This is a genomic window from Sulfitobacter sp. 1A12157 (genome assembly GCF_043557345.1).
GTDB lineage: Bacteria > Pseudomonadota > Alphaproteobacteria > Rhodobacterales > Rhodobacteraceae > Sulfitobacter.
Window position 1 is genome coordinate 22,484 of the sequence record NZ_JBIFFV010000009.1, and the last position, 23,555, is coordinate 46,038.

The 23,555-nt window shown below is 64.3% G+C and carries 22 protein-coding genes and 1 pseudogene; 16 read left to right on the forward strand and 7 right to left on the reverse strand.

All coding sequences use genetic code 11. From position 1 onward, the window contains the following. Positions 1–49: 49 nt before the first annotated feature. From ACGYLC_RS14770 to ACGYLC_RS14780, 3 genes are read left to right on the forward strand one after another with little or no spacing between them, the layout of a single operon-like run. Positions 50–1,924 carry a TRAP transporter permease gene (locus ACGYLC_RS14770; RefSeq protein WP_394423553.1) on the forward strand — a complete coding sequence of 625 codons (1,875 nt, stop codon included), beginning with the start codon at positions 50–52 and terminating at the stop codon, positions 1,922–1,924. A gap of 27 nt (positions 1,925–1,951) precedes the next feature. Further along, positions 1,952–3,658, forward strand: coding sequence for a thiamine pyrophosphate-binding protein (locus tag ACGYLC_RS14775; RefSeq protein WP_394423555.1), 1,707 nt, complete (start codon positions 1,952–1,954; stop codon positions 3,656–3,658). A 12-nt stretch (positions 3,659–3,670) separates the two neighbouring features. Continuing rightward, positions 3,671–5,119 (forward strand): FAD-binding oxidoreductase, encoded by a 1,449-nt coding sequence (locus tag ACGYLC_RS14780; protein ID WP_394423556.1) that lies wholly within the window; start codon positions 3,671–3,673, stop codon positions 5,117–5,119. A 4-nt stretch (positions 5,120–5,123) separates the two neighbouring features. Here the strand turns inward: ACGYLC_RS14780 and ACGYLC_RS14785 are convergent, their stop codons facing one another. Further along, positions 5,124–5,870 carry an SDR family oxidoreductase gene (locus ACGYLC_RS14785; RefSeq protein WP_394423558.1) on the reverse strand — a complete coding sequence of 249 codons (747 nt, stop codon included), beginning with the start codon at positions 5,868–5,870 and terminating at the stop codon, positions 5,124–5,126. Between the two features lie 296 nt (positions 5,871–6,166). Here ACGYLC_RS14785 and ACGYLC_RS14790 point away from each other — a divergent pair, with 296 nt between their 5' ends. The 10 genes from ACGYLC_RS14790 to ureG all read left to right on the forward strand — a co-directional run bounded on the left by ACGYLC_RS14790 (position 6,167) and on the right by ureG (position 13,032). Beyond that, positions 6,167–6,658, forward strand: coding sequence for a TetR family transcriptional regulator C-terminal domain-containing protein (locus tag ACGYLC_RS14790; RefSeq protein ID WP_394423559.1), 492 nt, complete (start codon positions 6,167–6,169; stop codon positions 6,656–6,658). 11 nt (positions 6,659–6,669) lie between these two features. Continuing rightward, the gene (locus ACGYLC_RS14795) at positions 6,670–7,650 is read left to right on the forward strand and encodes a zinc-binding dehydrogenase (RefSeq protein WP_394423561.1); all 981 of its coding nucleotides are present in this window, start codon (positions 6,670–6,672) and stop codon (positions 7,648–7,650) included. Between the two features lie 250 nt (positions 7,651–7,900). Continuing rightward, positions 7,901–8,698, forward strand: a complete 798-nt coding sequence (locus ACGYLC_RS14800) for an urease accessory protein UreD (RefSeq protein WP_394423563.1) — start codon at positions 7,901–7,903, stop codon at positions 8,696–8,698. A 1-nt stretch (position 8,699) separates the two neighbouring features. Further along, positions 8,700–9,002: an urease subunit gamma gene (locus ACGYLC_RS14805; protein WP_067263701.1), complete on the forward strand. Its 303-nt coding sequence runs from the start codon at positions 8,700–8,702 to the stop codon at positions 9,000–9,002. An 8-nt stretch (positions 9,003–9,010) separates the two neighbouring features. Continuing rightward, positions 9,011–9,208 (forward strand): hypothetical protein, encoded by a 198-nt coding sequence (locus tag ACGYLC_RS14810; RefSeq protein WP_394423564.1) that lies wholly within the window; start codon positions 9,011–9,013, stop codon positions 9,206–9,208. Then, positions 9,205–9,510 (forward strand): urease subunit beta, encoded by a 306-nt coding sequence (locus tag ACGYLC_RS14815; protein ID WP_394423566.1) that lies wholly within the window; start codon positions 9,205–9,207, stop codon positions 9,508–9,510. The genes ACGYLC_RS14810 and ACGYLC_RS14815 overlap by 4 nt, the downstream gene beginning before the upstream one ends. Next, positions 9,510–11,234 (forward strand): urease subunit alpha, encoded by a 1,725-nt coding sequence (ureC, locus tag ACGYLC_RS14820; protein WP_394423568.1) that lies wholly within the window; start codon positions 9,510–9,512, stop codon positions 11,232–11,234. The genes ACGYLC_RS14815 and ureC overlap by 1 nt, the downstream gene beginning before the upstream one ends. Before the next feature lie 10 nt (positions 11,235–11,244). Then, complete coding sequence (ureE, locus tag ACGYLC_RS14825) at positions 11,245–11,751, forward strand: urease accessory protein UreE (protein ID WP_394423570.1); 507 nt, start codon at positions 11,245–11,247, stop codon at positions 11,749–11,751. After that, complete coding sequence (locus ACGYLC_RS14830) at positions 11,744–12,391, forward strand: urease accessory protein UreF (protein ID WP_394423738.1); 648 nt, start codon at positions 11,744–11,746, stop codon at positions 12,389–12,391. The genes ureE and ACGYLC_RS14830 overlap by 8 nt, the downstream gene beginning before the upstream one ends. After that, positions 12,388–13,032: an urease accessory protein UreG gene (gene ureG / locus ACGYLC_RS14835; protein ID WP_394423571.1), complete on the forward strand. Its 645-nt coding sequence runs from the start codon at positions 12,388–12,390 to the stop codon at positions 13,030–13,032. The genes ACGYLC_RS14830 and ureG overlap by 4 nt, the downstream gene beginning before the upstream one ends. 25 nt (positions 13,033–13,057) lie before the next feature. Here ureG and ACGYLC_RS14840 read toward each other — a convergent pair. Both ACGYLC_RS14840 and ACGYLC_RS14845 read right to left on the reverse strand, forming a co-directional pair. After that, a pseudogene (locus tag ACGYLC_RS14840) lies at positions 13,058–13,291 on the reverse strand (P1 family peptidase); the annotation flags it as partial. Further along, positions 13,245–14,420, reverse strand: coding sequence for a nucleotide sugar dehydrogenase (locus tag ACGYLC_RS14845; protein WP_394423573.1), 1,176 nt, complete (start codon positions 14,418–14,420; stop codon positions 13,245–13,247). The pseudogene ACGYLC_RS14840 and the gene ACGYLC_RS14845, both read right to left, overlap by 47 nt. A 245-nt stretch (positions 14,421–14,665) precedes the next feature. On the opposite strand from ACGYLC_RS14845, the gene ACGYLC_RS14850 reads away from it, so the two are divergent. Continuing rightward, positions 14,666–15,994, forward strand: coding sequence for a DUF2793 domain-containing protein (locus tag ACGYLC_RS14850; RefSeq protein WP_394423575.1), 1,329 nt, complete (start codon positions 14,666–14,668; stop codon positions 15,992–15,994). A 42-nt stretch (positions 15,995–16,036) separates the two neighbouring features. Here the strand turns inward: ACGYLC_RS14850 and ACGYLC_RS14855 are convergent, their stop codons facing one another. From ACGYLC_RS14855 to ACGYLC_RS14870, 4 genes are all read right to left on the reverse strand, one after another. Then, positions 16,037–16,999 (reverse strand): threonine/serine dehydratase, encoded by a 963-nt coding sequence (locus ACGYLC_RS14855; protein WP_394423577.1) that lies wholly within the window; start codon positions 16,997–16,999, stop codon positions 16,037–16,039. A 12-nt stretch (positions 17,000–17,011) separates the two neighbouring features. After that, positions 17,012–18,148 (reverse strand): aminotransferase, encoded by a 1,137-nt coding sequence (locus ACGYLC_RS14860; RefSeq protein WP_394423578.1) that lies wholly within the window; start codon positions 18,146–18,148, stop codon positions 17,012–17,014. A 16-nt stretch (positions 18,149–18,164) separates the two neighbouring features. Beyond that, positions 18,165–19,238: a serine hydrolase domain-containing protein gene (locus ACGYLC_RS14865; RefSeq protein ID WP_394423580.1), complete on the reverse strand. Its 1,074-nt coding sequence runs from the start codon at positions 19,236–19,238 to the stop codon at positions 18,165–18,167. Between the two features lie 76 nt (positions 19,239–19,314). Continuing rightward, a complete protein-coding gene (locus ACGYLC_RS14870) occupies positions 19,315–19,794 on the reverse strand; it encodes an Lrp/AsnC family transcriptional regulator (RefSeq protein ID WP_394423581.1) in 480 nt (159 codons plus the stop codon). A 94-nt stretch (positions 19,795–19,888) separates the two neighbouring features. Here ACGYLC_RS14870 and ACGYLC_RS14875 point away from each other — a divergent pair, with 94 nt between their 5' ends. Both ACGYLC_RS14875 and ACGYLC_RS14880 read left to right on the forward strand, forming a co-directional pair. Next, the gene (locus ACGYLC_RS14875) at positions 19,889–21,091 is read left to right on the forward strand and encodes a methionine gamma-lyase (protein ID WP_394423583.1); all 1,203 of its coding nucleotides are present in this window, start codon (positions 19,889–19,891) and stop codon (positions 21,089–21,091) included. Positions 21,092–21,169: 78 nt separating this feature from the next. Further along, complete coding sequence (locus tag ACGYLC_RS14880; RefSeq protein WP_394423584.1) at positions 21,170–23,551, forward strand: transketolase-like TK C-terminal-containing protein; 2,382 nt, start codon at positions 21,170–21,172, stop codon at positions 23,549–23,551. The last annotated feature ends 4 nt before the right edge of the window (positions 23,552–23,555 follow it).

Below are 23,555 nucleotides of genomic sequence, written 5' to 3' on the forward strand. Positions count from 1 at the left end.
ATGCGCCACCGCACAAGGGCCGCCTTCCACTCTAGACGCGAGAACCCCCATGCAACTGTCGATCTTTCTGGACAAGATGCCCCTGATTACCCGCATAGCAAGGCTGATCCTGATCGGCATGGCTGCCTGGCATCTCTATGTCGCCTTCGTCGGCCCGCCCAACCCCTATATCATGCGCGGCGTGCACGTCGCTTTGGCGCTTTTGCTGATCTTCCTGACCATCAACTGCAAGGGGCTGCGCAACGATGTGCCGCGCTGGTATGACGTGGTGCTGGGGCTGATCGCTTCGGGGGCGGCGCTTTATCCTTCGTTCAACCTTAATTACATCACGCAGCGCTTCCTCTACGTCGATCCGCTAATGCCGATGGACATCGTGGTGGGGATCACGCTTGTGGTTCTGCTATTGGAAGCCACACGCCGGATGCTGGGGCCGATGCTGCCGATCACGGCACTCTTGTTCCTCGGCTACGGCCTCGCCTTCACCTCGACCCTGCCGTCGGTGATTCTTGAGCAGTTGTTCATGACGCCCGAAGGCATCTTCGGCATCCCGATTGCGGTTTCGGCGACCTATATGGTGCTTTTCATCCTCTTCGGTTCTTTGGTCGAGCGGATGGGCGTGGGCCAGCTCTTCATGGATTTCGCGGTCGCCCTTACCGGGCGTCAGGTCGGCGGCCCGGCCAAAGTGGCCTGTGTGACCTCGGGCCTCTTCGGGTCGGTGTCCGGCTCTGCCGTGGCCAATGTGATGACGACCGGCACCTTTTCCATCCCGCTGATGAAACGCATGGGGTTCAAACCCGCCTTCTCCGGCGCGGTCGAAGCCGTGGCCTCGACCGGCGGGCAGATCATGCCGCCCGTCATGGGGGCTGCGGCCTTTGTCATGGCCGAATACCTCGGCGTGGGATATCTCACGGTCGCGAAATACGCGCTGGCGCCCGCGATCCTGTTCTATGTGGCCCTTTTCGCCGCGGTCCATTTCGAGGCCAAGCGCAAGGGCATCGGGTCGGTCCCGAAAGAGGATCAAGTGCCGCTGAAAACCGTCCTTGTCGAGCGGGGCCACCTGTTCCTGCCGCTGGCGATCATCGTGGGCGTGCTGATGCTGGGCTATTCGGCCCCCTATGCGGCGCTTTGCGGTATCGTCTCGGTCGTGCCCGTCGCGGCGCTGCGCAAGACGACACGGCACTACGTCACCGTCGACAACATCCTCGAAGCACTAGAAGGGGGCGCGCGGAACGTGCTGGCGATTGCCGCGGCCTGTGCCTGTGCGGGCATCGTCGTCGGCGTGATCGACATTACCGGCCTTGGCCTGACTTTCTCGAACTTCGTGATCGAAGCGGCCCAAGACACGCTGGTCATCGCGCTCTTCCTGTCGATGATCGCGGGCATCATCCTTGGCATGGGGATGCCGACCACACCGGCCTATATCGTGCAGGTCGCCCTGCTGGTGCCGGCACTGGTGAAACTTGGCGTGCAGGTCGAAGCGGCGCATCTCTTCGTGTTCTACTTCGCGATCCTGTCGGCCATCACCCCCCCCGTGGCCATGGCGGTCTATGCGGCCAACACCCTGTCACACGCCAAGATCGTCGAGGCGAGCTGGGCTGCGGTGAAACTCGGTGCCACCGGCTTTATCGTGCCCTTCATGTTCGTCTATGAACCGGCGATCCTGATGCAGGGCTCGGCCACGCAGATCACCTTGGTCCTGTTGCAGGCCACCATTGGCGTCATCCTGCTGGCCGCCGCCCTGCAACGCTACTACTTCGGCAGACTGTCCAACGTGCTGTCGGTGGTGCTGTTCGGGGCCTCGCTTTTGCTGATCTATCCCGATCTGCGGTTCACCGCCTCGGGGCTGGTCATCGCGGGCGTTATCCTGGCTTTCCAGAAGGTCAGGAACCCCGGCCCGAAAAGCCAAGCGGCCACACATACTTAAATCTCAGAACGAAACGGAGCCTTCTCCATGCTGCAAAAAACATCCCTCAGGGCGCGGACCGGCGGACAGGTCCTTGTGGATCAGCTGCTGATCCACGGCGCCGACACCGCCTATTGCGTGCCCGGCGAAAGCTACCTTGAGGTGCTGGATGCGCTGCATGACGTGCAGGACCGTTTCACCCTGATCAACGCGCGGCACGAAGCCGGGGCCGCCAATATGGCCGAAACCTATGGCAAGCTGACCGGCACCCCCGGCATCTGCATGGTTACCCGCGGCCCCGGGGCCTGCCACGCGGCCATCGGCGTGCATATCGCGCAGCAAGACAGCACGCCGATGATCCTGCTCGTGGGCCAGATCGCCCGCGACACCACCGACCGCGAAGCCTTTCAGGAAGTCGACTACCGCGCCATGTTCGGCCCCATCGCCAAATGGGCCACCCAGATCGACGACCCGGCGCGGGTGCCGGAATATATGGCCCGCGCCTTCCGCGTGGCGACCTCGGGCCGACCCGGCCCGGTGGTGATCTCCCTGCCCGAAGACATGCTGACCGAGGTGGTTTCCGTGGCCGATGCCCGGCCCTATACGGCCACCCATGCGGGGCTGTCGCCCGATAACCTCGATATGCTCAAGACCGAGATCGCGCAGGCCGAACGGCCCTTGCTGCTGCTCGGCGGCTCGGGCTGGTCGGATGAGAGTGCGGCGGCCATCACCCGCTTTGCCGAGGCCAACAAGATCCCTGTCACCACCTCTTTCCGGCGGCAGGACATCGTGAACAACCTCTCTCCGGTCTATGCAGGCGATTTCGGCACTTCCACCGCGCCCAGCCTTTATGCGCATCAACGCGAGGCGGATCTGCTTGTGGTGATCGGCGCACGATTGGGGGAGATGACGACAAAGACCTACACCACCATGCAATCGCCCAACCCTGACACCCGTCTGGTGCATCTCTACCCCGAGGCGGATGAGATCGGCCGCGTCTATTCGCCGGACCTGGGCATCGCGGCGGCGCCCGTCGCTGTGGCCGCCGCCTTGGACGGTGTCGATCTGGGCCGGGCAGAGGCGTGGGGCAATTGGTGCGACAAGCTGCACGCCGATTACCTCACCGATACCGAAGCGCCCAATGGCGGCGACTGGGATCTCGACATGGGGGTGGCCCTTGCGCAACTGCGCGATGAGCTGCCCGACGACGTGGTGATCACGCTCGACGCGGGCAACCACACCGGCTGGGCGCAGCGATTCCTGCGCTTTGGCCGCCCGGGCCGGATCGTCGGCTCCACCTGTGGTGCGATGGGCTATTCGGTGCCCGCCGCTGTCGCAGCCTCGATCGCAGACCCTGAACGGCTGACGCTGTCCTTCGTCGGCGATGGCGGCTTTATGATGAGCGGCAATGAACTTGCCACCGCCGCGCAATATGGCGGGCGGCCCATCGTGCTGCTGTTCAACAACGGCATCTACGGCACCATTCGCATGCATCAGGAACGCGACCACCCCGAACGCATCTCGGGCACCACCCTGCAGAACCAAGACTTTGTGAAGATGGCCGAAGGTCTGGGCGCCCATGCCGAACGGGTGACCAAGACCGAGGATTTCGCCGCCGCCTTCACCCGCGCCCGAGAGAGTGGACGTCCCGCGCTGATCGAACTGGTGACCGACCCCGAGCAGATCTCGACCCGCACCACGATCAGCAAGCTGCGCGCCGCGGCCCAGAAAAAAGTCGACGCCGACCAGCGCTGAAGGATAACCCAGATGACGACCCTGACCGCGCCACCCCGCGCAGATGATACGAAGGCGCAAGACCAGGCCGCTTTGCTTGATGCGCTGCGCGGTGCCATCGGCCCTGCCCATGTGGTGACCGACGCCAAGGATTTCGACGCGCGGCTGATCGAAGACCGCGGGCTCCGGCGCGGCACGGCGCTGGCGCTGGTCCGCCCCGGCTCGACCGAAGAGGTCGCCGCCTGCATGGGTCTGTGCCATGCCGCTGAGGTGCCGGTCACGCCGCAGGGCGGCAACACCGGCCTTGCGGGGGGCGGTGTGCCCGACGGCGGCATCATCCTCACGACCGACCGGCTGAACCGTATCCGCGCGGTCGATCCGACCAATGCCACGATGACGGTTGAAGCAGGCTGCATCCTTGCCAATATCCAAGCGGCGGCGGATGAGGTCGACGCGCTTTTCCCGCTCTCGCTTGCCTCCGAAGGCTCCTGCCAGATCGGCGGCAATCTTTCGACCAACGCAGGCGGCACGGCGGTGCTGCGCTATGGCAATACCCGCGACCTCGTGCTGGGGATCGAAGCGGTGCTGCCCGATGGCCGGGTGCTGAATGACCTGAACGGCCTGCGGAAAAACAACACCGGTTTTGACCTCAAACACCTCTTTATCGGCGCCGAAGGCACGCTTGGCATCATCACGGCGGCGGTGATCAAACTCTTTCCCAAACCCACCGCCCGTGCCACCGCGCTGGTGGCCTGCACCGGCCCCGACCCGGCGCTCGCGCTTTATGCGCGGATGCGCGGCCAGACCGCCGACACGCTTTCGACATTCGAGTATATCGACCGGCTAGGCCTGCAGATGGTGATGGACCACGCGCCCGGCTGTAGCGATCCGATGGCCGAGACGCATCCCGCCTATTGCCTGATCGAACTCACCGGCAATGGCGCGCAGACAGACCTCGACGCCCGGCTGGAAAACGCATTGGAAGCGGCTTTCGAGGCGGAGGAGATCATCGACGCCGTGATCGGCGCGTCGGAGGCGCAGAAAGACGCGCTTTGGGCGCTGCGCGAGAACCTGTCAGAGGCGCAGAAACCCGAAGGCGCGTCGATCAAACATGACGTTTCGGTCCCGGTGTCGCGCGTGGCGGATTTCATCCGCGAGGCAACCCAAGCCTGTATGGACCACATGCCCGGCCTGCGGCCCTGCCCCTTTGGCCATTTCGGCGACGGGAACCTGCATTTCAACCTGTCGCGCCCGGTGGATATGGCGGATGCGGCGTTCCTTGCCGAATACGGAGCTTTCAACCGGATCGTGCATGATATCGTGCACCAGATGGGCGGCTCTTTCTCGGCGGAACATGGCATCGGCACTTTCAAACGCGCCGAGCTGCGCCGGTATAAAGACCCGGTCGCGCTGGAGTTGATGGCGCAGATCAAGGCCACCCTCGACCCGGGCCAGTTGATGAACCCGGGCAAGGTGCTTTGACCGCTTAACCGCGCCCCGCGAAGGGCATTTTGGTTGCCATCACGGTGACGAACATGGCGTTGGAGTCGAGTGACAGCTTCGCCATATATGACAGCGTTTCGGCCACGTCGTTCACATCCATGCGCGGCTCGGACATGCGGCTGCCGTTGGGCTGCAGGATGCCATCTGCCATCCGCTCGGTCATCTCGCTGGCCGCATTGCCGATGTCGATCTGCCCGCAGGCAATGTCATGCGCCCGCCCGTCGAGCGACAGCGCGCGAGTCAACCCGGTGATCGCATGTTTCGTCGCCGTATAAGGCACCGACAGGGGGCGCGGCACATGGGCGCTGATCGAGCCGTTGTTGATGATCCGCCCGCCCCTTGGGCTCTGCCGTTTCATCAGGGCGAAAGCCGCACGGGCGCAGAGGAATGACCCGGTCAGATTGGTCGCGACGATGTCGTTCCACTCCGCCCCGCTTAAGCCGTCCACCTCAACCGCCGGGCCATTGCGCCCGGCATTGTTGAACAGCAGATCCAGCCGGCCAAAGGTCGTCTCCACCCGCTCGAAAAGCGCGCCGACCTCCGCCTCGATCCCAACATCGGCAGCCACGGCGATATGCCCCTGCCCATCAAGCGTCGCGCAGGCCGCGTCAATCTTATCCTGCCGCCGCCCGGTGAGAACGAGAGTGAAACCGTCCTTCGCCAAACGCTGCGCACAAGCAAGGCCCACTCCGCTTCCGGCCCCCGTGATCAGAGCAATCTTTTGATACATCTTACCATTCCATTCCTGTCATCGCCCTCCGGGCCGTTGTGTGGAAACTAATATATATGATTACGCAAGAATAGGTTTTTTCGTCGTTTTCCAGAATGATGCACTCTTGAATCCGCCCGCCTCACATTCGCGCGAGCGCGCTAGACGACCGGTCTATTATTTCTTAAATGCCCCGATATGACAGAGGCAAAGAAATCAGACCAGACGCGGCAACGCATTTTGGACAGCGGGCGCAGCCTCGTGCTGCGGCATGGGTTCTCTGGCGTTGGCCTGTCGCCATTCTAAGCGAAAGCGGCGTGCCCAAGGGCTCTTTCTACTATTATTTCGCGTCAAAAGAGGCTTTTGGCACCGCGATGTTGGCCGATTACGTCGAGGCCTATCTCGATCGCGTCGATGCGCTGATCGCGGCTTCGGGAACGGCGGGCGCTAAGCTCGACAGTTTCTGGGATGCATGGCTCAGCCAATCCAGCGCCCCGGGGATCGCCAGCGCCTGTTTGGTGGTGAAACTCGGATCCGAAGTCGCCGACCTGTCGGAGACGATGCGCGAAACGCTCGATCAGGGTGTCGATGCCTTAGTCGCCCGGATTGCCCAATTGCTGCGCCAAGGCGCAGAGGATGGGACCGTTCGTGCGCTCGAAGACCCCGAGACCACAGCCCGCATGCTCTATGCCAAATGGCTCGGCGCTGCGGTGCTGGCCAAACTGGCGCGCAGCGATGCGCCCCTGCGCATGGCGCGCGCTGAAACCTCTGCCCAACTCTCCCCCACCGGGGGCCAATTCCCAACCTGAAAGGAAACAGCATGTTCGCTGCCATCCACGACACATTCGGCGAGCCCGCCGAGGTTCTGACCACCCGCGAAACCGACAAGCCCGCGCCCGCCGCAGGCGAAGTGCTGCTGCGCATGGTGCTTTCGCCCATCCACAACCACGACCTTTGGACCGTGCGCGGCAACTATGGCTACAAGCCCGACCTGCCCGGCGCCATCGGCGGCTCCGAAGCGCTTGGCATCGTCGAGGCCGTGGGCGAAGGCGTTGATGAGGCGCTGATCGGCAAACGCGTCACCGCCGCTGGCTTCCACGGCGCATGGGCCGAATATTTCACCGCCCCCGCCGCGGGCCTGCTGCCCCTGCCCGAGGCAATCTCGGACGAAGCGGGCGCGCAGTTGATCGCCATGCCCTTCAGCGCCCTGTCCTTGTTGGAGACCCTCAAGGTCGGCGAAGGCGATTGGCTGATCCAAACCGCCGCCAATGGCGCGGTCGGCAAAATCATGGTCGGTCTGGCCAAGGCGCGCGGTGTCAAATTGCTGAACCTCGTCCGCCGCGAGGGCGCCGCCGAAGAGATGCGCGAAACCGGTGCGGAACATGTCCTGTCCACCGAAGATGCGGATTGGCAGAGCAAAGCGCGTGAGTTGATCGGCAAAGACGGTGCGGTTTCGGCCATCGATTCCGTCGGTGGCGAGTTGGGCGGCCAACTGGTCGAACTGCTGGGCAAGGACGGTGAGTTGATCGTCTTCGGCACGGCGACGGGCCAGCCGCTCTCCATGTCTTCGGGCGAATTGATCATGAAGCACATCACCGTCAAAGGCTTCTGGGGCTCGCGCGTGAGCGGCGAGATGGCGGCTGAGACGCGGGGCCGCCTGATTGGCGAATTGGTGCAACTGGCCGCGAAGGGCCAACTGCCCCTCGACACCGGCGGCATCTACCCGCTGGCCGAGGTGACCGAAGCGATGAAATCCGCGCTGACCACGGGCCGTGGCGGCAAGGTCATGCTGCGCCCGTGATCGGGATTTGACGACAGCGGCGGCCCTCCCTCCCCGGGGCCGCCGCCCCATGCGCGGAATGCCCAAGTTTCAGACAGCACCGCGATTTGTCGCCCATTTTTCAAGCAAACCCGCCGCGCAGGCGGCTCTGAACCGCCTCGGCGATGACTCTCCCCCATCTCTATGGTGATTAAAAAATCATCAGACTTTACCGGGCGGAGCGTTCCTCATTCTCATCGACAGCAGCATAAACAGCCCCCAAGCGACCCCGGTGCAACCGCGCGCCATCGGCGCTGCGATGGTCTCGGCCAAGGCTGCGCGGGGCGGGTCGACAATCGGCGAATTGCGCCAGTCGGGCGCGATGAAACTGCTCTTCCCCCGCCCCGATCCCGCGCTGTTGCAGGCCATCGTCATCAATATCGCAGGCGGCATCACGGGTGGCGATACTTTTGCCCTGAGCGCCCGCGCCGAGGCGCAAGCGGCGCTCAGCCTCACCACGCAGGCCGCCGAGCGCGCCTATCGCGCGCAACCGGGGCAAGTGGCGGCGCTGCGCAACACCCTCATCGTCGAGGCAGGCGCTGCGCTGCATTGGCTCCCGCAAGAGACCATTCTCTACGACGGATGCGCCCTGCGGCGGCATCTGACGGTCGATCTGGCGCAAGACGCCTCCCTCCTGCTGGTGGAACCGCTTGTCTTTGGCCGCGCCGCTATGGGCGAAACCCTTCGTCCTGCCTATTTCCGCGACCGGATCGAGGTTAACCGCGCGGGCCAGCCGCTTTTTCACGACGCGATGACGCTCAGCGGCGATGTCACCGCGCATCTGGCGGCCCCTCATATCGCGGCGGGCGCAGGTGCCCTTGCCACGTTGATCTATGTGGCCCCCGATGCCGAAGCGCGGCTGGCCCGCCTGCGTGGCCAACTGCCCGCCAGCGCCGGGGCCAGTCTGTTCGGCCCGGACCTGCTGGTCGCCCGAATTCTCGCCGCAGATAGTTTCGATCTTCGCCAATCGCTCGTCCCGATCTTGGGCGCGTTAAGCGGTGACACCCTTCCCCGATCATGGATGACCTGACGTGCAACTGACTCCGCGAGAAAAAGACAAACTGCTGATCTCCATGGCTGCCGAGGTCGCCCGCAAGCGCCTTGCGCGGGGGGTCAAGCTGAACCACCCCGAGGCCATCGCCCTGATCACCGACACCGTGGTCGAAGGCGCGCGGGATGGCCGCAGCGTGGCCGATATGATGCAGGCGGGTGCCCATGTCATCACCCGCGACGACTGTATGGAAGGGGTGGCCGAGATGATCCCCGAGGTGCAGGTCGAAGCCACTTTCCCCGACGGGACCAAATTGGTCACCGTGCACAACCCCATCAGATAGGATATCCCATGCCGCGTTTCGTCCCCCTTCTTGCCCTGCCGCTTATGTCGCTTGCCATGGCGGCCTTCGCCCATAGCGCGCCGCTCCCCCACAGCCACGGCGGAGAGGGGGACGGATCGCTCGCCGTCTACCTGATCGCCGCCGCGGCCTTTGCGCTCTCGGGGGTGATCCTCATCCTGCGGCGCTCGAAGTCCGCCAAAGCATGATCCCGGGAGAGATCATTCCGGCGGAGGGCCTGTTGACCCTCAATGCGGGCAGCACGGCGATCACCCTGATGGTCGCCAACACCGGCGACCGCCCGGTGCAGGTCGGCAGCCATTACCATTTCGCCGAGAGCAACCCCGCGCTTGAGTTCGACCGCGCCGCCGCGCGGGGTCTGCGCCTCGACATCGCGGCGGGGACTGCGGTGCGTTTCGAGCCCGGCCAGCGGCGCGAGGTCGCGCTCATCCCGATCGGCGGGGCGCGGCGGGTCTTTGGCTTTAACAGCGCGGTGATGGGAGACCTCTGATGCCTGCACAGATCAAACGCGGTGACTACGCCGCCATGTTCGGCCCCACGGTGGGCGACCGCGTGCGGCTGGCCGATACGGACCTTATCATCGAAGTCGAACGTGACCTGACCACCGGCGAGGGCCGAGCCTATGGCGAAGAGGTTAAATTCGGCGGCGGCAAGGTGATCCGCGACGGCATGGGCCAGTCGCAGGTCACCCGCGCAGGCGGAGCCGTGGACACGGTCATCACCAATGCGCTGATCGTTGACCATACCGGCATCTACAAGGCCGATGTCGGGCTGAAAGACGGGCGCATCGCCAAAATCGGCAAGGCAGGCAACCCCGATACGCAGCCGGGGGTCGATATCATCATCGGGCCGGGGACCGAGGTGATCGCGGGCGAGGGGCGCATCCTCACCGCCGGGGGCTTTGACAGCCATATCCATTTCATCTGCCCGCAACAGATAGAAGACGCGTTGCATTCGGGGCTGACCACCATGCTCGGCGGCGGCACTGGGCCTGCGCATGGTACTTTGGCCACCACCTGCACGCCGGGCGGCTGGCATATCGGGCGCATGATGCAAGCCGCCGATGCCTTTCCGATGAACCTTGCCTTCGCGGGGAAAGGCAATGCCTCGCGACCCGCCGCGCTGGAAGAGCAGATAAACGCAGGCGCCTGCGCGCTGAAACTGCATGAGGATTGGGGCACCACCCCTGCCGCGATTGACTGCTGCCTTGGCGTGGCCGATGCGATGGATGTGCAGGTGATGATCCACACCGACACGCTGAACGAAAGCGGCTTTGTCGAACATACCGTAAAGGCCATGAAAGGCCGCACGATCCATGCCTTCCACACCGAAGGCGCGGGCGGGGGCCATGCGCCGGATATCATCAAGATTTGCGGCGAAGAGCATGTGCTGCCCTCCTCCACCAACCCCACACGGCCCTTCACGGTCAACACGTTGGAAGAGCATCTGGATATGCTCATGGTTTGCCACCACCTTGATAAGTCGATCCCCGAGGATGTGGCCTTTGCCGAAAGCCGCATCCGGCGCGAGACCATCGCCGCCGAAGACATCCTGCATGACATGGGGGCGTTCTCGATTATCGCCTCCGACAGCCAGGCCATGGGCCGGGTCGGAGAGGTCTTGATCCGCACATGGCAGACCGCTGACAAGATGAAAAAGCAGCGCGGACGGCTGCCCGAAGAAACGGGCGAGAACGACAATTTCCGCGTCCGCCGCTACATCGCGAAATACACCATCAACCCCGCCATCGCGCATGGAATCTCAACCCATATCGGCAGCATCGAAGAGGGCAAGCGCGCCGATCTGGTGCTCTGGAACCCCGCTTTTTTCGGGGTGAAGCCCGAGATGGTCCTGCTCGGGGGCAGCATCGTTTGTGCGCAGATGGGCGACCCCAATGCTTCGATCCCCACGCCGCAGCCGGTCTATTCGCGGCCCATGTTCGGCGCCTATGGCCGGGCGGTGGAAAACTCCGCCGTGGTCTTTGTCAGCAAGGCGGCAGAGGCCGCGGGGGTGGGCGGCAGCCTCGGCCTTGCCAAACAGACGCTTGCGGTGCGCAACACCCGCGAGATCGGCAAGCGCGATCTGAAGTTGAACGACGCGCTGCCCGAGGTCGAGGTCAACCCCGAGACCTATGAGGTGCGCGCGGATGGTGAATTGCTCACCTGTGAACCCGCCTCCGTGCTGCCCATGGCGCAGCGCTATTTCCTGTTTTGAAGAGACCGAGATGACCCCAATCCTTTGCCAAGAGATGCGCCGCGCCGAAGCGTGGTCCGATGCCAGTGACCGGGTCGAGCTGAGCTATGACGGGCGCTTTCTGCGCCGCAAGGTGCTGACCACCGCAGGCGGGCTGGCGTTTCTGGTCGATCTGGCGCAGACCACCTCGCTCGACCATGGCGATGCTTTCGTTCTGGCGGACGGGCGTTTGGTCGAAGTTGTGGCCGCCGACGAAGACCTGCTGGAGGTGACCGGCCCAGACCTGCCCCGCATCGCCTGGCATATCGGCAACCGCCATACCCCCTGCCAGATCGACGCCGACCGGCTGGTGATTCAGCGCGACCATGTGATCGCCAAGATGCTCGGCCAGATCGGTGCCACCACGCGAGAGATCACCGCCCCCTTCCGCCCCGAGGGCGGCGCCTATGGCCATGGGCGCACCCATGGCCATGACCACGGCAATGTTCATCACGCTGTTCACAACCACGATCACCCGCATGACCATGCGCATGGCTGACACCCTACAGGCCGACGCGCTTCTGACCTTGGTGCAGATGCTGTCGCCCTCCTACCCGGTGGGGGCCTTTGCCTATAGCCATGGGTTGGAATGGGCGGTGCAGACCGGGGATGTGACGGGGCAAGACAGCCTGGCCGACTGGCTGAGCGGCGTGTTGCGGCACGGGGCGGGACAGGCGGATGCGCTGTTTCTTGCGGCGGCTTATCGCGCGAATGACCCATCGGAGATCGACGCGCAGGCCCGCGCCTTTGCCGCCTCTGCCGAGCGATTGAAAGAGACCGTGCTACAGGGCGAAGCCTTTGCCCGCGCCAGCGCCGCGATCTGGCAACAGGAGATGCCGCCGCTTTGCTATCCCGTGGCCGTCGGGCGTGCCGCGCGGCTGCAAGGGTTGCCGCTGCGCCAAACGCTTGAAATGTTCTTGCACGCCTTTACCGCCAGCCTCGCCACCGCGGGCATGCGCCTGATCCCCTTGGGGCAGACCGAGGGGCAGATCGTCATCCGCGACCTCACGCCGCTCTGTCTTGAGGTCGCCGCGGCGGCAGAGGCAGGCACGCTCGGCGATCTCTCCTCCACCGCCTTTCTCAGCGACATCGCCGCGATGAAACACGAAACCCAATATTCAAGGATTTTCCGCACATGAAACGCAACAATGGCCCCTTGCGCGTCGGCATCGGCGGCCCGGTGGGCGCGGGCAAGACCACTCTGACCGCCGCGCTCAGCCGCGCGCTGCGGGATCGGCTGTCGATCGGCGTGATCACCAATGACATCTACACCCAAGAGGACGCCGAGGCGCTGATGCGCATGCAGGTGCTGCCGCAAGACCGGATCATTGGGGTCGAGACCGGCGGCTGCCCGCATACGGCAATTCGCGAGGATGCCTCGATCAACCTTGCCGCCGTGGCGGAGATGGTGGCGCGGCATCCGGATGTGGAAGTGGTCTTGATCGAAAGCGGCGGCGACAACCTGTCGGCTACCTTCAGCCCCGAATTGGCGGATGTAACGCTCTATGTGATCGACGTGGCGGCGGGCGAGGAGATCCCCCGCAAGGGCGGCCCGGCGATCACCAAATCCGACATTCTGGTCATCAACAAGACCGACCTCGCCCCCCATGTCGGCGCCTCGCTCGAGGTCATGCAGCGCGATAGCGCGCGGATGCGCCCGGACCTGCCGACGGTCTTCTGTGCGTTAAGGTCCAGCGAAGGGATCGACGCGCTGCTGGCGCATCTGGCGCAGGTCGGGGGGCTCGACCTCTCCCCCATGAACCCGGTGAGCGCGGCTTAACCGCGGTAGACCTCTGCCATCCGGTCGCGAAAGGCGGCAGAACTGCCGTCACCCCGGTGCAAAGCCCCTCTGCGCGCAGGTCGTGACTGCCCACGCGCACCCCCGCGACATCGCAGATGGGGCTTCGCGGCCTCCTTGGCAGGGTCCACCAGTTCTTGCTGTCGATCGTATTGCGCGTTTTGCCTTTGAGAGTTTGGGGGGCCGCTGCGGCATCAATCCGCGCCGAACAGATCGCGGGTGAAGACTTTGTCGGGGACATCCGCCAGATCGGGGTGATTCCGGTTGGCCACGATCACATCCGCGCGCGCCTTGAACGCCTCCAGATCGCGGGTGACCTCGGAGCCGAAGAAGCGTTCCTCTTGCAACACTGGCTCATAAACGATCACCTCGATGCCCTTGGCCTTGAGCCGTTTCATGATCCCTTGGACCGAGCTTTGGCGGAAGTTGTCCGACCCGGCCTTCATCACCAGCCGGTAGATGCCCACCCGCTGAGGGCCAAGCGCCAGGATCTGCTCAGAGACGAAATCCTTGCGGGTGCGGTTCGCCTCGACCACGGCGTTAATCAGGTTTTGCGGCACGTCGGAGTAGTTGGCCAGTAACTGTTTGGAATCCTTAGGCAAACAATAGCCACCATATCCGAAGGACGGGTTGTTGTAGTGCCCACCAATGCGCGGGTCGAGGCAGACGCCGTCGATGATCTGCCGCGTGTCCAACCCATTGGTCAGCGCGTAGCTGTCCAATTCGTTGAAATAGGCCACACGCATGGCGAGGAAGGTATTAGCGAAGAGCTTGACCGCCTCTGCCTCGGACGGGCCTGTAAAGAGCATGGGAATGTCGTCGTCGATTGCCCCCTCCGCCAGCAGTTGCGCGAAGCGCCGGGCACGCGGGCTGTCTTCGCCGACGACGATGCGTGAGGGGTGCAGGTTGTCGTAGAGCGCGCGGCCCTCGCGCAGGAATTCCGGGCTGAAGATCACTTGGTCGCTGTTCAACGCGGCGCAGAGGCCCGCGGTATAGCCCACCGGGACGGTGGATTTGATAACGATGGTGGCCGTTTTCGTGACCGCCAAGACATCCCGCACCACCGCCTCGACACTGGAGGTATCGAAGACATTGGTGCGGGGGTCATAGTTGGTTGGCGTGGCGATAAGCACGTATTCGGCCTCGCGATATGCCGCCTCGGCGTCGGTCGTGGCCCGGAGGGTGAGGGGCTTGTCCGCGAGATATTGCTCGATCTCAGGATCGACGATCGGGGCGCGGCGGGCATTCACCTGCGCCACCCGTTCGGCGTTCAAATCGACCGCCGTCACGTCGTTATGCTGCGCCAAAAGCACCGCGTTCGAAAGCCCGACGTAGCCGATACCGACAACGGCGATCTTGGTCTTTGACATAAGCGTGGGCCTTTCTTGCGCGCCTTAGCTGTGATGTTAAACTGCGGCTTTCGTTTTGAAAAGGCACCGCCTGACAGGGAGTTAGGGCGCTTTGGCGAAAGTGAAAGCCGTGTCGCGCACCTTCCGCCCGCGCCGTGCGATGGGGCAGAACCGCCGCTTGTTGCGCGCGGCGCGAACGGTGGGTTGTCAGGCTGGCAAGACTTCCTTTTCACAGTCTCAGGCGACCCATAACGCGGAGAGCCCCGATGCCCGACACCTCTGAGCGCCTGTCCCTGCCCTATCTGATGCCCGCACAGGCGCAGAAACATGTGACCCATAACGAAGCCCTGCAACGGCTCGATCTTTTGGTGCAGCTTGCGGTCGAAGGGTTTGACGCCAACACCCCGCCCGCCCTGCCGCAGGCGGGGGAGATTTACGCCCTCGGTGACGCGCCGACAGAGGTTTGGGCAGGTCATCCCGGTGAATTGGCCGCGTGGGTCGGAGAGAACTGGCAGTTCACCGCACCGCAAGACGGCTGGATCGCCTTGGATAAATCGACCGGGATTCTGCACCGTTGGGGCGCAGGGGCTTGGGCCGAGGTCTCGCCCCCCGATCTGGCGAACCTTTCCGGGCTGGGGGTCAATACGGACTACGATAGTGGCAATCGCTTGTCGGTCTCCTCCCCCGCGAGCCTTTTCACCCACGAAGGGGCGGGGCACCAGCTGAAGCTCAACAAGGCCAGCGCCGCCGATACCGCGAGCCTGCTGTTTCAAACCGATTGGTCTGGCCGGGCTGAGATGGGCACGGCGGGGCAGGATGATTTTGCCATCAAGGTCAGCGCCGATGGCAGCAGTTGGACCACCGCGCTGGCCTTTGACGCGGGCAGCGGCATCGCCTCGGGCGCGGCGCTGACGCAGGCGGTGGATGATACGACCGTGGGGCGTTTGCTGCGGGTGGGGGATTTCGGCATCGGTGCTGACGCGGGGCCGCTGGTGACGGACCTCGACGCGCATGATCTTTCGGGCAGCTTTTCAAGCCATGGCGGCGCCCATGCGCAGGCGCCTGCCGGGGCCAACCCGTTCCCGGCGCTGGACGGGGTTTTCGGTCTGCTTTGCGGCAATAGCACCCTGGGCGGGCAGAGTGCCTATCTGTGGCAGATCGCAGTGGGGATCGACATGCCGGGTCTGGCCTTTCGTGCCCGGGCGACGGGGGCATGGGGCGCGTGGCAACCGCTGTGGTCCGGGGCGAATACGACTGTGGATGCCAATGGCTTCATCAAGGAAGCCAGCCCGATCGTGCGCCTGTTCCGCGATGGCCGTGAAGAGCCTGCGGTGCCTTTGGGTGCAGGGTTCGAACGGATCGGGCCGGGCCATTACCGATTGTCGAACGTGCCACCCCTCGCCAGTCGCGGCTGGCAGATCGAAGCGCCGCAGGATGCGAATGGCAACCGGCTGGTTCATGTCGCGTGCAGCTATGAGGCAGGGGCGCTCGATATCCGCACCCGCGAGGTGATCTGGCAGGACGGCTGGGCCGGCGGTGCGCCGCGGGACATTCCCGAGGGCCGTTGGGTCGACCTGCGGTTCGACATGCGCTGAGGGGGAAACGGACCCGGTCCGCAGGATCGAGCCGGGTGGCCGTTAGATGATCCTGCGTAATTGCTCGACCTCATAATTGCCTCCGCAAAGCAGAACGACAGAGGTCTGGCCCGCGTCGTTCTGCGGCCCTGCCAGATAGGCCGCCAGCGCCAAAGCGGCGGCCCCTTCGACCAGCATGTTCTCTTCCCAAGCCAACACCCTCAGCGCTTCGGCGATCTGATCCTCGTCGCAATGGACGATCTCATCAATCACCGCGCTTGCCATCGGCAGGGTGAGCGAGCCTTCATCCACCCCGCCCGCCACACCATCTGCCAGCGTATCGAGATGTTCCGTTTCGACGATCTCGCCCGCCTTGATCGAGGCGGCCAGCGCGCAGCTGTTGGCTGCACTCACACCGATCACGCGGGTCTGTGGTGAGAATTCCTTGATCACCGATCCCATGCCCGAGATCAGCCCGCCACCGCCCATCGAGATAAAGACATTGTCGACCCCTTCGATCTGGTCGAGCAGTTCCAGCGCGGCGGTGCCCTGCCCCGCGATCACCTCGGCATCGTTATAGGGCGAGATATAGGTGTAGCCCTCAGCCTCGGCCAAGCTCTGCGCGTGTCGCTCTGATAGCGAGGCATCGGCCCCATGGATCACGACCTTGGTGCCGTAGCTTTCGATGATCTTGCGTTTCTTGGCGACGACGGTTTCAGGCAGCACGACGATCAACTCATGCCCCGTGGTCTGGGCCGCACGCGAACAGGCGATGCCGTGGTTGCCGGAAGAGGCGGTGATGACAGGCCGGTCGAGCGGCACCGTCGTCAGTTTCGCACTGGCGCCGCGCAGTTTGAACGACCCGGTGTGCTGGAAGTTCTCGGTCTTGTAAAACAGCCGCGACCCCTCAGCCATTGGCAGGCGCGAGTCGATCACCGGGGTGCGGTAAACCGCGCCCGCGATTTTGCGATGGACCGCGCAGGAACGGGCGGCGCTTTGGGCGATCAGGTCTGAGGCGGGCGGCATGACGGGCTCCATCTAGCTTGGCTGTGCCGCGCCGTGACGCGCGAGGAAAGCCGAGACACGCGCCAATCCGTCGCGCAGGTCCGCCGTCGAATTGGCGAAACCGATGCGCAGCCAGCCCTCCATATCCATGGCGCTGCCGGGGGTGAAGAGAACGCCCTCCGCCTCCAGCAGTTGCGTGCAGAAATCGCGGGAGGGCAGCGGCAGGTCGTATTTGAGCAGCGCCGTGGTGCCCGCTTGCGGTTTCACCCATGAGATCAGCGGCTCGGCCTCGACCCAATCCGACAGGATCGCGAGGTTCTCGCGGGTGATCAGATGCGCGCGGTCGAGGATCTGGGCACGGTTTTCGAGGGCAAGGGCCGCGAAATACTCGTCAATCCGCCCGACAGAGATCGTATTGTAATCGCGGTGAATCATGATGTCTTCGAGCAGGGTCTTCGGCCCGGCGACCCAGCCCACGCGCAGCCCGGCCAGCGAATAGGCCTTGGACATCCCCGCAGTACTGATGCCGCGCTCGTAAAGGTCGCAGATCGAGGCGGTATAGCCGTTCCCGGTCTGATCGGTGCCGCGATAAACCTCGTCGCAGAGCACCCATGCGTCGCTGTCCCGCGCCATCTCGGCGATCTCCGTGAGCATTGCCCGGTCCATCAGCGCGCCGGTCGGGTTGTTGGGGTTGTTGGTGGCGATCATCCGCGTGTCGGGGCGCATCATCGTGCGCAACTCATTGAGGTCGGGCAGAAAGCCGTTCTCGGGGCGCAGGTGCAGCAGTTCGACCTCCGCACCGACGCTTTCGGGGATCGAATAGTGCTGCTGGTAGGTCGGCACGATGGCGATGACATGGTCGCCGCGCGACACCAGCGTCTGATGCACCAGCGCATTGGCCCCGATGGTGCCGTGGGTGGTCAGCACGTTCTCGCGCGACTGTTTCTCGTAGAGCCCCGCCACTGCATCGCGCAGCCGGTCCGAGCCTTCGATGGCACCATAGCCCATGCGCATGCCGCGCAACTCGCCCAGCACGGAATTGTCGACGCCCGCCATGTCGATCAACGCGCCCAAGGAGATCGAGTCGACGCAGGTCTCGGCGAGGTTGTAGCGGCAGTGGTTCTCGAATTCGTTCATCCACATTTCGACGCCGAAGGTCTTGATATGCATGGGGTTTCCTTTCGTATCAGCTCTCAGTCAACGCGGCGAAAAGCCGGCGGAGGAATTGTGGCGTGGCGGTCGGGGCGAGCCAGCGCATCACCGCGACGATTTGCTGCTCGGGCGCGATCCAGATCGTATGGCCGCCCGCGCCCTGCGCGCTGAAGGCGGTCGCGGGCAGTTTCGGATCGGCCTCGGTGCCGCGGTTCAGCCACCACAGGAAACCGTATTTGTCGAGCGTCGGCGTGGGGGTCAGGGAGCGCTGCATCCAGTCCTCGGGCAGGATCTGTTCGCCGTTCCACGCGCCGTGCTGGCAGATGAACTGGCCGAACTTGGCATGATCCTCGGCGCTGATGAAAAGCCCGCCGCCCCAATGCCCACCGCCGGTCACCGATTGCATCCGGGTGCCATTTATCTCGACCCAAGAGGTCGAATAGCCCTCCCACCGCCAGTCGCTTGATGCCCCGATAGGGTCCATGATCCGCGTGCGCAGCACCTCCGGCAGGGGCTGCCCAAAACGCATCATCAGGGCATAGGCCAACGCGTTCACGCGCACGTCGTTGTATTCGTAATAGCTCCCCGGCGCACCGACCTGCCGCAATTGACCCTTGCGGCTGTTGTCCGCCCCCGGCCCGATCTGGCGGTAGTGGTCGACCTGATCGTCCTTACCAAAAATCTCGCCGCGCCATTCGCTGTTCATCTGCAACAGATGCCGCCAGGTGATGCGCCCGTTGTGGTCGCCCGCGAAATACGGCCCCGGGACACTGTCGCCCACGGGCGCGTCGAGGTCCGCGATCAGACCGTCCTTCACTGCCAGCCCCGCCAGCACCGACAGGTAGCTCTTGGCGATGGAGAAGGTCATGTCGGCCCGCGTCGTTTCGCCCCAATCGGCCACCCGCTCACCGCGGCGCAGGATCACCCCGGCGGGGCCACCGCGCGGGCGCACCGGGCCGACGATCTCGGTCCAGGGGCCGCTTTCGTTCCACTCGCGGTTGCCGACGTAAGCGCCGTCGGCGTGGTACATCGAGCGCGGCCAATCGGTTTCATGCGCCAGCGCATGGTCGACGACGGTTTGCAGGGCGGGGGTGGCGGCGAAAGTCATGCGGTCTCCTCCGGGGGTTGGGCGCAGATTTCCCAAGGGGGGCGGGATTGTAAACCGGTTAAATGTCTCCGGTCGCTCAATTGCCGATGTCGGGGTAGACCTGAGAGCGTTTGACCACGCCGTAAACAAAGCTGGTGTCGATCGACCCGATACCGCCGATGGGATGCAGCCGCGCGCGCACGAAGCGCTCGTAGTCCTCAAGATCGCCCACCACGACCCGCAGCAGGTAGTCCGACAGGCCGCTCATTACGAAACATTCCAGCACCTCCGGGATCGCCCGGATCTGGTTCTCGAAGCGTTTCACCGTGCCCTCGTCGTGACCGTCCAGCGTCACGCGCACCATGACCGTCACCGGCAGCCCGTAGGCCTTGGCATCGACCTCCACGCTGTAGCCCCGGATCGCGCCACTTTTCTCCAGCGCGCGCAACCGACGCAGGCAGGGCGAGGGCGACAGGCCAACCTCCTCCGCCAGATCGAGGTTGGTCATCCGGCCGTTGCGTTGCAGGGCGCGGATGATGCGACGGTCAGTGGCGTCCAATCGGGGTATTTGGGGCATGATATGCCAAATCTCCTGCAATCTGAGCATACATTAGCAACCAAATGCCCCATGCGCCATCGGATCATGCCGCAAAATCAGACAGGGGCCAGCCATGACCGAGAACCACAAATCCTTTGCCACCCGCGCCATCCACCACGGCTATGACGCGCAGGACGAACAGGGCGCGTTGAACCCGCCGATCTACATGAGCTCGACCTTCGCCTTCGAGACCGCCGAGGCGGGCGGCGACATGTTCGCGGGCGAGCGCGCGGGGCATTTCTACACCCGCATCAGCAACCCAACGCTGGACCATCTGGAAAAGCGCATCGCCAACCTCGAGGGCGCCGAGGCCGGGCTCGCCACCGCCTCGGGCATGGGGGCGATCACTTCGACACTCTGGACCTTCCTGCAGGCGGGCGACGAGATCATCATCGACAAGACGCTCTACGGCTGCACCTTCGCCTTCATGACCCACGGCTTACCGCGCTTTGGCGTCAAGGTGACGCTGGTCGACATGACCGAGCCCCAGAACCTCGCCGAGGTAATCAGCGACCAGACCAAGGTGGTCTATTTCGAAACCCCCGCGAACCCGAACAACCGTCTGGTGGACATCGCCGCCATCTCCGCCATCGCGCATCGCGCGGGCGCCAAGGTGGTGGTCGACAACACCTATGCCACGCCGGTGATCACCCGCCCCATCGAACATGGCGCCGACATCGTGCTGCATTCGGCGACGAAGTTCCTCTCGGGCCATGGCGACGTGGTGGCGGGCCTGATCGTCGGCAGCGCCGAGGACATGATGCAGGTCCGGCTCGTGGGTCTGAAGGACATGACCGGGGCGGTGATGTCGCCGCTGACCGCCATGCTCCTTCTGCGCGGGATCAAGACGCTGGAGCTGCGGATGGAGCGCCACTGCGCCACCGCCGCCAAGGTGGCCGAGGCGCTGGAAGCGCATCCGGCGGTGCTGCATGTCGCCTACCCGGGGCTGGCAAGCTTCCCGCAGGCCGAGCTTGCGCGGCGGCAGATGGGCAACTTCGGCGGCATGATCCCCTTCGAGGTCAAGGGCGGCAAGGCCGGCGGCATCGCCTTCATGAACCGGCTGACCCTCATTCAGCGCGCGGTGAGCCTTGGCGACGCGGAAAGCCTGATCCAGCATCCCGCCAGCATGACCCATTCCACCTATTCCCCCGAGGAACGCGCCGAACACGGCATCGCCGAGGGGCTGGTGCGGCTCTCGGTCGGGCTGGAATCGGCGGAAGACATCATTGATGACCTTTACGCCGCGCTTGGGGCGCATAACATGCGCGCAGCCTGATCCGGCACGAACCGGACCAGTCGCGGGCGGTGTCGAGGAGGGCACCGCCCAAAGGATCCTCAGAATGAAAGACCTGCCATGACCGCTCTCGCCCCTGCCCAGCTCAAGACCGTCGAACAGCGTCTGCTGTGGCTGTCGCACTGGATGATCCACAACGCGAACCACATCCGGCCCAAGGTCGACGGCATCAAGGTGGGCGGGCATCAGGCGTCTTCGGCCTCGATGGTGTCGATCATGACGGCGCTTTATTTCAGCGCCCTGCGGCCCGAGGACCGGGTGGCGGTCAAACCCCATGCCTCGCCGATCTTCCACGCGATGCAATACCTGATGGGCAACCAGACCCGCGAGAAGATGGAGAATTTCCGCGGTTTCCAGGGGGTGCAGAGTTACCCCAGCCGGACCAAGGACGTGGACGACGTGGATTTCTCCACCGGCTCGGTCGGCCTTGGCGTGGCGATCACCTCCTTCGCCTCGCTGGTGCAGGACTATATCACCGCGAAGGCTTGGGGCGAGGATGTCGATCTGGGCCGCATGGTCGCCCTGGTGGGCGACGCAGAGTTGGACGAGGGCAACATCTACGAGGCCCTGCAGGAGGGCTGGAAGAACGACCTGCGCAACACATGGTGGATCATCGACTACAACCGCCAGTCGCTCGACGGGGTGGTGCGCGAGGGGCTGTTCAAGCGCATCGAGCAGATTTTCGACGCCTTCGGCTGGGACGTGGTCAAGGTGAAATACGGCGCCTTGCAGTGCGCCGCGTTCGAGGAGCCGGGCGGTGACAAGCTGCGCGACTGGATCGACAATTGCCCCAACCAGCTCTACTCGGCGCTGACCTATCAGGGCGGCGCGGTCTGGCGCGAACGGCTGATGGAGGCGCTTGGCGATCAGGGCGATGTCACGGCGCTGATCGACGCGCGCAGCGATGATGAACTGGCCGAACTGATGGAGAACCTCGGCGGCAATTGCGTGGAGACGATGGCCGAGACCTTCGCCGCCATCGACCACGACCGCCCGGTCTGTTTCCTTGCCTACACCATCAAGGGCTGGGGCACGCCGATCGCGGGACACAAGGACAACCACGGCGGTCTGATGACCAAGACCCAGATGGCCGATTGGCAGAAACACATGGGCGTGGCCGAGGGCGATGAGTGGGAGCCCTTCGCCACTGTCGCGGACCCGCAAGCGCTGCAAGACGCGCTTACCCGCGTGCCCTTCTTCGCCAAGGGCCGCCGCCGCTACAATGACGCCACACTGCCGGTGCCGCAGATCGAGCTTTCGAGCGACCGGGAGATCTCCACGCAGATGGCCTTCGGCAAGATCCTCGACGACCTGTCCAAAGGCGACAGCGATCTGGCGCAGCGCATCGTCACCATGTCGCCGGATGTGACCGGCACGACGAACCTCGGGCCTTGGGTAAACCGCCGCAAGCTTTTCGCCCGCAAGGAACAGGCCGATACGTTTATCAACGAGAAAATCCCCTCCACCGCGAAATGGGAATTCACGCCCGAGGGCCAGCATATCGAACTTGGCATCGCCGAGATGAACCTCTTCCTGCTTCTGGGCGCGGCGGGCCTGTCGCATTCGCTTTTCGGCAAGCGGGTCATTCCCATCGGCACGGTCTATGACCCCTTCGTCGCCCGCGGTTTGGATGCGCTGAACTACGCTTGTTATCAGGATGCGCGTTTCATGATCGTCGGCACCCCTTCGGGCGTGACGCTGGCCCCCGAGGGCGGCGCACACCAGTCTATCGGCTCGCCGCTCATCGGCATGAGTCAGGATGGGTTGGCGAGTTTCGAGCCCGCCTTTGCCGATGAGTTGGCCGTTATCATGAGCTGGGCCTTCGACTACCTGCAACGTGACGGCGAGGGCGACCCGGACGAGCGCACATGGCTGCGCGACGAGACCGGCGGATCGGTCTATCTGCGGCTGACCACCAACCCCATCGAACAGCCCGGCAAGCGCGTCGACGAGGACTTCCGTCAGGGCGCCATCGACGGCGCCTATTGGCTGCGCAAGCCGGGGCCGAACTGCGACGTGGTGATCGCCTATCAGGGTGCCGTGGCGCCCGAGGCGATCAAGGCCGCGGGCAGCATCGCCGAGGGCCGCCGCGACGTGGGCGTGCTGGCGGTGACCTCGGCCGACCGTCTGAACGCGGGCTGGACCGCCGCGCAGCGGGCACGCGCCCGTGGCAATCACGCCGCGCAGAGCCACATCGAAACGATGTTGGGAGGGTTGCCGCGCGACTGCAAGCTGGTGACGGTGATCGACGGCCACCCGGCGACGCTGTCGTGGCTGGGCGCGGTCGTCGGGCATCAGACGGTGCCCCTCGGCGTCGAGCATTTCGGCCAGACCGGCACCATAGGCGACCTTTACCGGCATTTCGGGATCGACGCGCGCTCGATCGTGGAAAAGGTGCAGGGGCTGACCCAGGGGCGCCAGATGCTGCATCGGGTGGGGTGATGGA